This window comes from Enterococcus casseliflavus NBRC 100478, from assembly GCF_001544095.1.
Classification (GTDB): domain Bacteria; phylum Bacillota; class Bacilli; order Lactobacillales; family Enterococcaceae; genus Enterococcus_D; species Enterococcus_D casseliflavus.
In genome coordinates, this window is sequence record NZ_BCPT01000024.1 from 1 (window position 1) to 12,172 (window position 12,172).

Genomic DNA, 12,172 nt, shown 5'->3' on the forward strand with positions numbered 1-12,172 from the left:
AGCTGGGTGCCTTTTATTTTAATAAAAAATGAAATTAAATATGGCATAATATATTGTAATGCGAACTAAAGTTCGGTATACTCAATAAGTAATCCTTATGATTATATCTGCTTTGGGAGTTACGAAAACGCTTGTTTTTGTTTCTCCCTTTTGGTTTAATTTAAAGTAGCAGATATTAATAATTGATGAGGAGCGCTGGCAATGGCAAAGCAAAAAATTAGATTTAATTATTTGGAACCGCAGTTAGTTATTGAAAATGATGAATTAGTGAAATGGGACATGAAGAAATTTTTAGAAACAATTCTAAATAATAAAAAAGCATTTGATGCGTCAGTTTTTTTAGGTGATGAGGTATCTGACTTAGAATGGAATAGTTGTGATTATGACTATCAAAATGATTTGTATTACATCCAGTTGTCTAAATTAAGATCTAAAAATATTCCTTCAAGAAAACGTTTAAATCAAGATAAAGTTGATATAGAGTTGGCGGATGATGAGTATTTAGGGGAATTTAATTTATTAATTTATGATCCAAAGGTAATGGCCCTGATAACTCAAGGAAATTTTTATGGTTTAACTACAAAGCAAATAGCTCTTACCCTCACAGGTTTAAGACGAAAAGTTAACGAGCTTCTTGGTGAAAGCGATGGGGACTTGCCATATATGGTGAATCTGGCACCTATTATTGATTCTAAAGCAATTAGTAAAGTAATGAAAAATGACATTTATAGAAAAATTACTGTCAAAGGTGCTGATTTTAGTGAAATAGCAGACAGTGATTTGAATTCTCAAGTTTTGAGTAAGGCTATTGATGCGCTAAATAAAGTTCATGGTGTTAATTTTGAACTTACTTTATCCATGGCAAAAGCTGATAAAAAAGAAACTTTAGATAAGAAAGAAATTAGAAATATGATAGATGATGTTGTAAAAATAAATACGAATAGTAAAGATAAGGTTAAAGATAAGGTAGCTATGAATATCGCATCCAGAAAAGACTTCGAAAGTTCGATTGAGTATATTGATTTATTAAGTCCAAGATTAACATCTGAAATTGTTTTGGAAGTACAAAATAGATCAACTATTGGTGCCGAATATATTTTCAATGGATTTAAGGAGCAAAATTATTTTAATGATATACACCATTTTCAAAGAAAATTGATATATTTATTACCGGAATAAAACTAAACTAGGTGATGAAATGAAAAATTTAGTTAAGAAAATGAAAATAAAAATAAAAAAGGGAAAAATAATAGACTTAATTGATTATTTTAGGTACGTAATAGCCATTCTTTTGGGAATTGCTATGTTATTTTTGTACAATAATAAGTTTATGTTGAGTATAAGAGGAGCAATAAGCGATACAATATCTTTTTCTTCCATAGTATTAGGTATCCTAGGATTATTGATTGGTTTATTAATAAGTTTAAAAGATGATTCATTTTTCTTTAAGCAAGCTAAGAAATACGATTTGAAAGATGAAATATATAAAGTATTAATGGTAAGACTCAGAAATGCATTTATGTTTAACCTTGCTTTATTACTATTATCTGTAATATATTGCTTTGTTATTCCTAATATAAATTTCTGGCTAAAGTCATCAGGTCTAATGATATGGTTTTTTTTATTTTTAATTGTTTCTTGGGATACTATTTTTCTAATATGGATTATTGTAAAAATATGTATTTTTGAACCAGATGAAAATTCAACAAGAGGATCTAAAAGTTGATAGTCATTTTAATAGTACTTGCTTATTTATAAGTAAATATAACCCTCACAGAGCGAACGTTACATTTCCCCCACGCGCAATGAGAATTATTGACCCACATAATGACCCACAAACACTTAACACATTTTAAAATACAATGAAATGGTATGGCGTTGCTATGTGGTTTTGCAAATATATTGAGAGTGGATAATGCCCTGTGACAAGTATTTATAATCCCTGTACACCTTTTATTAATTAAATTCAACCAATTTATGACGATTTTCTAATCAATAATTTCTATTACGTTGAAATAATGATAAAATAAAAAAGAAGAGTATTAGGCGCACTTCCCCAAGTTTTCACCGCCTAACTACTCTTCATAAAGTATTGCACGCAATTACTAATTTATAGCATAAACTAAATTACTGCAAGTAATATGAATATAATTATGTACAAGCTCGCCTTAGCAAGTCATTTGTTTACCAAGGAAATTTGATGAAGATAAGAAGAAAAAATTTATAGAACAATTGATTGCCCCCAGCTAAAAAAAGCTATCTAAAAACTATCTATTTGTAAAAATAGTTGTGAATATATGGATTTCAGAAGATAACTTTTAGAGATTTTTTGTTGATATAACAGCATTTGTGCGTATTAAGATAGAAAATCGTTAAATGGAAGGGTCTGTGGGGTAATAGGGGTACACCATTACATTCAAAGCTTCATTGACTTGATTAGTATGTTACTGTTTTCCATAAAATAATATGAAAAAAGGAGTACTCTTAGGAGTGCTCCTTTTTGTCGTTTTTTTATTTGATAAAAGAAATATGGAGCACCACGAAAAAACTGTATCCAAAACCACACCATGTCTATTTTCCTTACCTTATCTGGAACTCAAACAAATGAATTGGCTTGATCGTTGTACTAACAGAAGAAAATACCAACTAGGAGATAAAAAAGATCAACAAAAGTTGATCTCACTTACTCTTTATAATGAATACTTCCATCTGGCTCTATTCTTGGTGTAAGTGCAACACTTTTTCCACTAGCACCTGTAACTATCGTTTGAATATACTGCACTTGTGTCTCAGGGTCGGTAATAATAAAGATTTCATTGGTGCTTTTTTTATAGACTTTTTCAACTGTAAACTCTGTATTGGTGGTCATACAATCACTCCTTTTAAATTCAGTATCAACAAAGGTATCAAACTCAAAAACTTTTTTAAGTAAAAAAGGCAACTCAAGAGTTCCCTTTTTCCGATATATTCTGTTTATTTTTCCTGTCTATGCCATAAGTAGCGAAAGCAGGGAGAAAGAGGACTGCCAAGAATATACCTACCCATTTGAATACTTTAGGAACTTTATTCAATAAAAAACGCCTCCTTGATAACAATGATCATAGACTGAATTAGTTATTAGACGTGTACAAAAAATAAAGAAAAGACCATTTTTGCAAGAAAGGAACCAGCGACAAAAGCAAGCGCAATCAACAAAATTTTCCATAGACTTAACCGAGTACTATTCTTTTTCATCGAATCACCTCTAGAAAAAGAATACCACGATAAATAAATAATATCAAAAGTAAATGGTACTAAAAAAACAAACATCCAATTTATTGAAATAAAAAAATAGCTAAACGAGTAGTAAGTAAAAGGTAGTATGCTAATGCGAGGTCATGATCATCCATGTGATACCGTATTTATCTTCAACCATGCCATAGAGCGAGGACCAGAATACTGGTGCAAGGGGATCAATCACTTTTCCGTCTATCGAGAGGCTATTGAAAATAGTAGTAACTTCATCAGCGGATTCTTTTACAAGACAAAAGGAGAAAAAATCATTTGCTGGTCTATTTAGTCTGCCGTCTGTCATCATGATTCTCTGTCCGTCGATGATGATTTCTGAGTCCATAACGAAATCATCAGGCATCTCAGGATCTAAACCTGAATCTACCGGTGCTTCACTCGCATAAACGATGGACTTAACTTGAGCATCTAACGCCTCTTGATAAAATTTTATTGCATTTTCACAATTTCCTTGAAAACTTATAGCTGGGATAAGCATACAAAAATTCTCCTTTTTACTGATAGTATCACAAAGAAGTTACTCGCTTCTTTCAGTTTTTTCTTAGGAATCGGAAAATTTTGAGTTAGCTATCTGCCAAATAGTCAACTAGAACATAGATGATACGAATCTATATCTATTAAAGAACACAAAAATAGATTACTTCGCCATTTTCATCAACGTCTTGAGGAATAAATCCTTGGTTTTGCCAAAATTGCTGATTGTGTTCATTGGAGGCATTTAAAGCGATATATAGAGCGTTCTTTGCTTTAAGGTAATTCTTTAATTCAGAAACAACGCGGCTACCTACTCCTTGGTTCCTAAAAGGTTTATCGATACAAAAATCGAGAATAAATGCTTTTGAATCTTCTGAGTAGTAGATTTTGTAAGTAGTAAATCCAACATATTCTTGTTGATTATTGTATATGAATACAAATTCCAGCTGAGAATCTCCCTCTGTTGGGGAATTATGAAGATCCATGATTAGTTCGTAGTATTCGGAAGAGCGAAACCAGTCTACGATTTCATCTAATTCAGCACCGCTTTCTGGAAGGTTGGGGAAAATGTCACTTTCTTCATATTGTCTTTTTTTCTCCCAAAATTGGTTAATCTCTGAGTTAGACTTTAACTCTTTGAAATAGAAATTCATGTATATCTCCTTATATTTTTAAGTTAAGTGTACAAAATATCTGATTATTAGTCCATTACCGACAAAAAAACTGATTGATAACGGTATCAATCAGTAAGGACGTAAAACGATCGAGGGTAGTATTACTTATCCGCGTTTTCTTTAAAGTAGTCATCAATGTACGCCTTAATTTTTTCAAAATCTTTAGTCAGAAAAAATTTAGAAGGAACTTTTATGATGGGGAGGTTATTTTCATTATCAAAAGGAGCGAATGGCTCAGGAAGGACCAAGTAATCAACAGTATCTTTATCTCTCAGATAATTGATTGAAACATCGTAAAACGGTGAAAAATAGTCTTTGAGGCTTGTGTCTCTTTGATAAAGAACACCTGGAGTTAATGGTGTGTAAGATAATCCGTTGCTCAACACTAAGACAAAACAAATTCTTTTCATAAACAATCATCTTTCCTTTCGATTAGATACTAGCGTCATCTCAACAGTCAAGGATTCGTTATTCATTTAGTAAATCCATTTTAATAGACAAATGGATAAAAAATAGTGAGTAATAGAAACATAATTCAGTTGTTGGGTAAAAGGGAACCAGCAATCAAAAGTTGTTCCTTTACTTTAAAAAACAAGAGATAGGAAAATACCAAGAACAATTATGATTAAGATTTCTAATGCTCTTTCTAGAAACAAATTGTTGCTTTTTAAAAATATTGTTTTCTTTTTATAAGGGAACCAAAATGACTGGCTTGCGTAGTCTGGCGGGTATACGGAATCTAAAAAGCCACTGATAAAAAGTAATGGAATAGCTTTGAAAATATTGTCATGGAAGGCTAAATAAATATAGTATGTTAACAAAGAAATTTGAGCGATCCGCAGATGTCTTAGGTTGGTAACTGTATAGTTCATCAAATCATCCTTTCGTAAATGATTATCGCATATTGAATGAATCAGTTGAATTAAAATGATAAAATATTTATTTGATTTAAAGCTAAAAATATTAGTGTGCATTATTTACCGATAATTTCTGAATACGCCTGACACAAAAAATACGCATCCTATCAAAATAAGGAATGAATCGTTTTTTAACCGATACTTAAAAAGAACTGATCAATTCGTACAGGAAAACAGCCAAACGATACTTTCTATAGATTAATTTACGTATTCGGATTTTTCTATTTGTAAGACACCCAAAACAGATAAGGTAACTGCTCCATCTCTTGTTTATAATTCATGTCATTGCATTATCCAGCCTATCATAAACGAGACACATCGTAGACAGATAAGAAAGTTAACTAGTTATCATAATAAATCCAAAAGATCCAGTGTTATACAAAATGGTTTAATTTTAGATTTGTTACTATTTCATCTCTTCAATCAAAAGCATATTGAAGAGATGAATGTTTATTTTTTGCTGGAAACGTAATTTGTCTAATTCGGAATTATTCAATAATTATCAGAATGCGCAGGAAGTATTTTTTTATAATTTATATTGTCACTATAAGTACTGGTATAATAATAGAAAAGTATCGACTCTCTAGGAATCAAGCACCATGGAAAAATCATTCGTGAAATAATTAATCTGTAAATACTTTTAAAGGAGATGAATTAATTGGGGATTGACATTAATTTAACAAATCATAGTCATATTTTTAGCGACAATGAGTTATTAGATTTAAAGGAAAGAAATTTTTTGTACGGTAAAAATGGTACGGGGAAGACTACTTTATGCCAAGAAATCAAAGAACAGTTCGGTCAAGAATTTGACGTAAGGATTTTCCAAGGGTTTGAAAGTGTCATTGATGAGGACGAAAAGCTGAACGCTATTGTTCTTGGTGAGGAGAATAAAGTCGTACAGGAAATGATAGATTCAAAGAGGAAGATTATCAAAAACAAAGAAGAACAGATCACTCAAACTGTTTTGCTATTGAATTGTTTGAGAGGAGAAGATGGGGTAGAAAAAAGTCCGCTTTTGCTTCAATATGAGAATACGAAAAAAAATGTAACAAAGAAAAATAATGAGATAATAGAGGCTCTTCAAAAGTGTTCACGGGAGATTACATATGAATTCAACCTTGGAAGAAAATATAATAGAACTAATTTTAAGAAAGATACTCTAAGTTCTAAGAAATTAGCAGAAGAGGATTATAGAAGACTATGTACAATAGCTGAGACAAGTGGAAAAGCAGAACTAACAAAATTGGAATTACCAGTAATAAATTTTGAAGCGTATCACAAATCAGTTGCCGAAATTCTAAAAAGTAAAGTAAATGTTATTGAGATTAAGGAGTTACAAAAGAATCCTCTAAAACGAAAATTTGCTGAAAATGGCTTGGAGCTACATAATGCAGGAGATACATGTACTTTCTGCGGGGGAGAAGTGACGAGTGAACGTATAACAGAACTAAAATCTGTGTTCGATACGCTGGAAGTTTTTCAATTACAAGACAGAATCAGTAAAGGAATTAGAACGCTTGATAAATGTTTGGATTTGTTAACCACGGTAAGTACCTTGGCTTTAGCTGATTTTTATGCTCATTTTGACGTTGAAAAGATAAATGTTCGGTTGGTTTCAGTGAAAAACGATCAAATCAACTTTTTTGAAGCATGTAAAAAGGCGTTAGAGAAGAAAGATTTATTCACAAGTATAGATAGTTTTGATTTGAACATTCCAGAATCATTTAGTGGTGTTCAAACCGAAATAAATGACTTAATAAGATTACATAATGAGTTTTCAATTAACTTAGAGGATAATAAGAATAAAGCCAAAGTGAAATTACGACTACATCGTGTCGCAGAAAAATGTGAAGAGATTGAATACGAGAAAATTGAGTCCGAATTAGAAACGCTTAAGAAGATAAGTAGTGATGCCTATCGATTGCTTGATGCTGAAATTAAAAAGACTGATTTGAATAAAAAACTTCTCGAATCGGAAATAATTGTGGCAAGAGAAGAAATAAAACAATTACAGGAAGAAATTAAAAATCCGGAAATCATTATCACTAAGATCAATGAGAAATTAGTGAAATCTGGCAAGCAGAATCTTGAATTAAAATATATAGAAACAGGAAAACACTATAAAATTCTTAATAAAGATGGAAGTACAAGGAACATCCAAGAAATTTCTCAGGGAGAAAAAAACATCATTGCGTTTTTATATTTTATAGGTAGCTTAGATAGTTCAGATTTGGAAACAGGCAAACCAAAAATCATTATTTTAGATGATCCTATGTGTTCAAATGATGATACGATGCAATACCTGATTATTTCTGAAATTGAAAAAGTATATAGTCGAAAAGACTTGTTTCGTCACTTTATTTTATTAACTCATAACTCCCACTTTTATTTAAAAGCTACCTATAATCGAAGGAATCGCAGGGATGGGAAAAACCCGTATGAAATAGATAGATTTATTCGATTACTAAATGATGGCAAACACACATCGTTTAAATATTTACAAAATAAAAATGAGGATTTCGCAACTCAATATGGAAGTTTATGGAAAGAGTTAAAATTTCTATATGAGAATGATAAGAAAGAGTTTATGTGTAATACAATTAGACGGATAATTGAAACCTATGTTGTGTTTAATGGCGTTTCGGGTAACAAAGATGCCGAAAGTAAAATGTTGTTCCATACTAACTCGCATTTAGCTGAGGTAGGGGATCTTGAAACAGATACGAATGGATATACACGAGAAGAAATAATCGGCTTTATGAGAACTTTTTTCAAAAAGAATAATGCTGAAAAGCACTTCAACAATTATTGGAATAAGACTTGATGCATGATCACGAGAAATCTTGAAAGGACAATCCAAACTATAAAGTTTGAGCAAGCTTAGATAGATAGCTTATATACCAAAACAGCCAAACTAAAAAGCTAGAAATCATTCAATGCGATGATTCCTAGCTTTTCCTATTTTCTTAACTACCGACCATTAACCGCTGCTGCAAACACTAGGTAATTGGCAAAATCCCCAATGCGTTTGCGGTGTTGGTTGATGTCTTGTCTTGTGCGCTTTTCTCGGTGTTCTTGCAAAAATAATAAAGAGGTCCATGTTTGGCTATCCCATTGATTCAATTGAAAGACTCGTTCGAGAAAGATAAATTGATCGATAATCGTGTTATGAAGGGTGGTACGCTCTGCATCGATCGCTCGTTTTTCATCTTGTGAAAAACTATGCCACTGTGCCCGGATCGTTGTGTATCGCAGTGCTGCTTGCAAAATACTTTGCCAGGCGTCTTGAAAATCTGTATCAGTGATCGTGCCATTTTTCAAAATTGCTTCGTGGATCGTCTGCATTTCGTCAAAGGTCAAAGCTTCAGGCTGTTCCAAATAGTTCTTGTAAGTTACTTCTGTCTGAGTCATTTAATCACTCCTAAATGTCTTTGTTTTAACTAGTGTACTATAACAAGGAGCGCAGTGCACCCGTCGTTATCGATTGGCGAAACGATTCAGGTGTAAGGCAGGTGCTGGCAGACCGACCGCTATATCTTTATATCCAAACCTTTTTTGCTGACTGTGGTGTTTAGCAAAGTAGCGGTATAGGAGGTTTCTTCGAGAGAAATTCTGATCGAAAAACACACGAATAAAAAAGCATCTTGACGTGACTTGACAGAAGGGTTAAAATTAATTTAACAAAAAATTTTATTAGATTACGAAATTAATTCATCACCTTGTGAGGTATTTATTTTTAAAATTCAATCAGGTATGATAGCTTTAGCCCCGAGGGTTAAGGCTTTTTTTATTCAAAAAAAAGAATTGGTGGGCAGACCAATTCTTTACGGCTCAGAAAGTTTTACGATCTCTTTTGCGATGGAGGTCAATTTCTCTTTATTGGGTGACTTTTGAATCAAATCGACAATCTTAACTAACTCGGGGTTATCGGATTCGAGTTCTAAAAAACCAAAAAACTGAGCAGGTGTCATCTGTAATCCTTTGATGATTTTCTCAAGTGTATTGAGGGTGATATTGATTTCGTTGCGTTCCACTCGCCCTAAGTAGGTGTCATCAATTTCTGAGGTACGAGAGAGGTCCGCTAGCGTCATCTTTTTGGCGGTACGATAATGACGAATTTGGCTGGCAACCATTTCATTCAGCACAAGAGCCACCTCCTTATAGATTAATCATAGAGGTTACGGATGGAAAAAATCAGATGACAAATGTATTTTTGGTGTGTAAAATAATACATATATGTATTATATAGGGTTGTAAAAGAATAAATAAGCAGTATTTAAAAAACAAATGATGACTCATCTTCTGGAGAGGAGGATTGGGAAAGGGGATTCTCCGAAACGATCAAGCAAAAGGCAGGAAAAGAAATTTATTAAGAGGAGTTAGGGAAAATGAAAAAGAAACTAGTGATTGGTACAGTGGTTCTCTTGTTGGCGGCAGTTGGTGGCTTTGTTTATTGGAATCAGTCGCAAGAAACAGCCCTGCAAGAAACGAAGGCTCAGGCAACGCAACAGTACAACAAAATCAATGAGGCTATCAAAAAGGATGACTATGAAACAGCACGCCAAGAAATCAATGAGCTAGCTGATTTAGGACAGGAGGATCAAGTCCCAAAATACCTCGAACAAGTCGATCTGATGGCTAAAGCCAAAGAACTGACAGATGATTTTGAACTGACGAAAGCTGGAAATACATTGGAAAAATTAGGGGAGCAAGAGGAACGATTAGCAGCAATTCAGGAAAAACAAGCCGAGTTAACTAGTGAGTTGGCAGAAAAAACGAATGAAATTGCGGAGGCAAAAAAGCGCTTAGACGAAGGGATTGCATTATCGGAGAAAAAGGATTATCAGGCTGCGAATGATCTTTTAAAGGAGTTAACGGAAATTGAAGCCAAGGGGGAGTATCGCGAGCTGACGACCAAAGCTACCGATCAAATAAATAAGAACCAACAAGCGCTGGAAAAAGCCGAAGCAGAACGAGAAGAAGCCAAAAAAGCTGCTGCGCTAACAGAAGAAGAGGCATTAGAAATTGTAAAAATGAACTTACCAGATCTCTTTGATTATGGACGGTCTTGGGCAAGTGGTGATTCTGATGAAACAGATACATTTACCTTCTATGGAGTGAATAACGGGCCGTTTCGTTCCATATTAGTGGTCAAGCCAATCAATGATCAGCAAGTTTTTGTGACCGAAACAAGATTATCAAACGGTGGCGAAGACCAAGTGTCAGAATACACCTTTGATCGCATCGGTCCAGCTACTCCTATTAGTGAGCCCGTTGCAGAACAAGAGGATTCGCTCAGTTTAGCTCACCCACAAAAGTTTTTCGATGCCTATGCCTCTTTTACCGCAAAAGGAATCAATGTTATGCCAGCAAATCGCGGTACAGCGGTCTACACGGAGGAAATGATTGCTGCTTCAGGCTATAGCGCAGAACGTTTTTATCAACTAGAAGCAGGGATCGATGATTACTTTTGGCATCTCTGGAGTGAGGGAGAACTTTCGGAAGAACAAGTAAAGGAGCTTAGTCTTCAAGCAAAAAACAAACTGCTGAATGGCGATTACGCAGGCTACTAAAGAAATTGGAGGAGAAATGATGAGAAACTATTGGTTGGGGAAACAAAGAAAAGACACCGTCTATGCAGAGAGCAATGATGGCTTATTCATGCAGATTGTGGGGGCAATTTTGCTCTTTGTGTTTTTTGTTTTTGGTAAGGGATTCACTCTGGCTTATGAAAAATTAAAAGTGTACCGTTTATTTCAGCCAAAACTTTTGATACCGTTGGCGTGCCTTTTTATGATCATCAATACGATCGTCGATTGGTTCTTGCATATGAATTGGGTGATGGATCCATCTGGCGCTATGTATTGGACGATTTTAGAAGGCATTCAAATCGCTTGTTTTTGCTTCATCGGATTCGTGTTATATCTGCCAACAAAAAAAAGCTTACCGATCTTCCTTGTTAGTATAGGCTTACTATTTGTGACGAGTGTGATCCGTCCGTTTTTAGGAAACTTGATTTTTACGCTTATCCAGCTCGTCTCTATTTTTATCCTTTATCTTTGGGAGTTAGCTTATCAAGAACAATTTTTCCAAAAGCGATCACTGGCGGCGATTCAACGTACAGCGATGAGGTTTGAAAAGGAAGAAGAGGAATTTTTAGAGGAGAGAATGCTAGAAGAAGAGAATCCAGCTAAGCTCAAGGTTGGCTTTACTCGATTCATTTGGGTCAATGAATCGTTTTGTCTAACGTTTATTATCCTGTTCCTTTTGAGCGTAGGTCAACTAATCGCGCTGCTAAGCGGCGACAGCTTAAGACCCCTTTTTACTACTACAAATCTTGTCTACATTACTTTCTTATCTCTTTTATTTTATCCCTATGTGATGGGGCTATTCAGTCGGGTCAAGCCATTATTTCTCTTTTTATCAAAAACAGAATTGTCAAAGATTGCAGAATCCTTTGAAGCGCTCAAGCATTCAAATGAAAAAGAAATTTTTTCTTATCGAAAAAATCAGCGTCGCGTGCTAAAGTCCTTCAATAGTGTTCGCTCAATAAGAAAAAATGTCAGAATTGGGAATACCTACCAAGATATCCAAGTAGACGTTCCCGTAGAAGAGCAAAGAGTCGTGAATCAGAGCTATTATGAAAAGGATAACCACCAAAGTATGTTCAAGCTGATCAAACTCGTTGGACAGATGTTGCTGATCTTACCGATTCGTTTGATGCTCTTTTATTTTTCACCAATCATTTTTAGTGTCTTTTTTCTTATTACGATGCTAGCTGAAAAAAGTCCAGTGAACGAAAAGTAAGGGGGAGCT

The 12,172-nt window shown here is 34.0% G+C and carries 11 protein-coding genes; 5 read left to right on the forward strand and 6 right to left on the reverse strand.

All coding sequences use genetic code 11. From position 1 onward, the window contains the following. Positions 1-201: 201 nt before the first annotated feature. Positions 202-1,179, forward strand: coding sequence for a DUF6731 family protein (locus ECA1_RS15230; RefSeq protein WP_060792947.1), 978 nt, complete (start codon positions 202-204; stop codon positions 1,177-1,179). A gap of 19 nt (positions 1,180-1,198) precedes the next feature. Next, positions 1,199-1,726, forward strand: coding sequence for a hypothetical protein (locus ECA1_RS15235; protein ID WP_060792948.1), 528 nt, complete (start codon positions 1,199-1,201; stop codon positions 1,724-1,726). A gap of 957 nt (positions 1,727-2,683) precedes the next feature. Here ECA1_RS15235 and ECA1_RS15240 read toward each other — a convergent pair. From ECA1_RS15240 to ECA1_RS15255, 4 genes are all read right to left on the reverse strand, one after another. Continuing rightward, a complete protein-coding gene (locus ECA1_RS15240) occupies positions 2,684-2,869 on the reverse strand; it encodes a DUF6440 family protein (protein WP_060792949.1) in 186 nt (61 codons plus the stop codon). 495 nt (positions 2,870-3,364) lie between these two features. Continuing rightward, positions 3,365-3,766, reverse strand: a complete 402-nt coding sequence (locus ECA1_RS15245) for a VOC family protein (protein ID WP_060792950.1) — start codon at positions 3,764-3,766, stop codon at positions 3,365-3,367. Positions 3,767-3,905: 139 nt separating this feature from the next. Then, positions 3,906-4,415 carry a GNAT family N-acetyltransferase gene (locus ECA1_RS15250; protein WP_060792951.1) on the reverse strand — a complete coding sequence of 170 codons (510 nt, stop codon included), beginning with the start codon at positions 4,413-4,415 and terminating at the stop codon, positions 3,906-3,908. Between the two features lie 122 nt (positions 4,416-4,537). Next, the gene (locus tag ECA1_RS15255; protein ID WP_060792952.1) at positions 4,538-4,846 is read right to left on the reverse strand and encodes a hypothetical protein; all 309 of its coding nucleotides are present in this window, start codon (positions 4,844-4,846) and stop codon (positions 4,538-4,540) included. 1,165 nt (positions 4,847-6,011) lie between these two features. Between ECA1_RS15255 and ECA1_RS15265 the strand changes: the two genes are divergently transcribed. After that, positions 6,012-8,180, forward strand: a complete 2,169-nt coding sequence (locus tag ECA1_RS15265) for an AAA family ATPase (RefSeq protein WP_060792954.1) — start codon at positions 6,012-6,014, stop codon at positions 8,178-8,180. Between the two features lie 146 nt (positions 8,181-8,326). Here the strand turns inward: ECA1_RS15265 and ECA1_RS15270 are convergent, their stop codons facing one another. Next, positions 8,327-8,767 carry a hypothetical protein gene (locus ECA1_RS15270; protein ID WP_005227448.1) on the reverse strand — a complete coding sequence of 147 codons (441 nt, stop codon included), beginning with the start codon at positions 8,765-8,767 and terminating at the stop codon, positions 8,327-8,329. Between the two features lie 413 nt (positions 8,768-9,180). Beyond that, the gene (locus ECA1_RS15275) at positions 9,181-9,501 is read right to left on the reverse strand and encodes a helix-turn-helix domain-containing protein (RefSeq protein ID WP_015508925.1); all 321 of its coding nucleotides are present in this window, start codon (positions 9,499-9,501) and stop codon (positions 9,181-9,183) included. 243 nt (positions 9,502-9,744) lie between these two features. Here ECA1_RS15275 and ECA1_RS15280 point away from each other — a divergent pair, with 243 nt between their 5' ends. After that, the gene (locus tag ECA1_RS15280) at positions 9,745-10,929 is read left to right on the forward strand and encodes a hypothetical protein (protein ID WP_060792955.1); all 1,185 of its coding nucleotides are present in this window, start codon (positions 9,745-9,747) and stop codon (positions 10,927-10,929) included. A 19-nt stretch (positions 10,930-10,948) separates the two neighbouring features. After that, positions 10,949-12,163 carry a hypothetical protein gene (locus ECA1_RS15285; protein WP_236596098.1) on the forward strand — a complete coding sequence of 405 codons (1,215 nt, stop codon included), beginning with the start codon at positions 10,949-10,951 and terminating at the stop codon, positions 12,161-12,163. Positions 12,164-12,172 lie beyond the last annotated feature (9 nt).

What these genes read in the sequence shown, in the direction of transcription:
- ECA1_RS15235 (WP_060792948.1), top strand. Translation starts at nt 1,199, where the DNA reads ATGAAAAATTTAGTTAAGAAAATGAAAATAAAAATAAAAAAGGGAAAA.
- ECA1_RS15255 (WP_060792952.1), bottom strand. Translation starts at nt 4,846, where the DNA reads ATGAAAAGAATTTGTTTTGTCTTAGTGTTGAGCAACGGATTATCTTAC.
- ECA1_RS15245 (WP_060792950.1), bottom strand. Translation starts at nt 3,766, where the DNA reads ATGCTTATCCCAGCTATAAGTTTTCAAGGAAATTGTGAAAATGCAATA.
- ECA1_RS15280 (WP_060792955.1), top strand. Translation starts at nt 9,745, where the DNA reads ATGAAAAAGAAACTAGTGATTGGTACAGTGGTTCTCTTGTTGGCGGCA.
- ECA1_RS15285 (WP_236596098.1), top strand. Translation starts at nt 10,949, where the DNA reads ATGAGAAACTATTGGTTGGGGAAACAAAGAAAAGACACCGTCTATGCA.
- ECA1_RS15250 (WP_060792951.1), bottom strand. Translation starts at nt 4,415, where the DNA reads ATGAATTTCTATTTCAAAGAGTTAAAGTCTAACTCAGAGATTAACCAA.
- ECA1_RS15270 (WP_005227448.1), bottom strand. Translation starts at nt 8,767, where the DNA reads ATGACTCAGACAGAAGTAACTTACAAGAACTATTTGGAACAGCCTGAA.
- ECA1_RS15240 (WP_060792949.1), bottom strand. Translation starts at nt 2,869, where the DNA reads ATGACCACCAATACAGAGTTTACAGTTGAAAAAGTCTATAAAAAAAGC.
- ECA1_RS15230 (WP_060792947.1), top strand. Translation starts at nt 202, where the DNA reads ATGGCAAAGCAAAAAATTAGATTTAATTATTTGGAACCGCAGTTAGTT.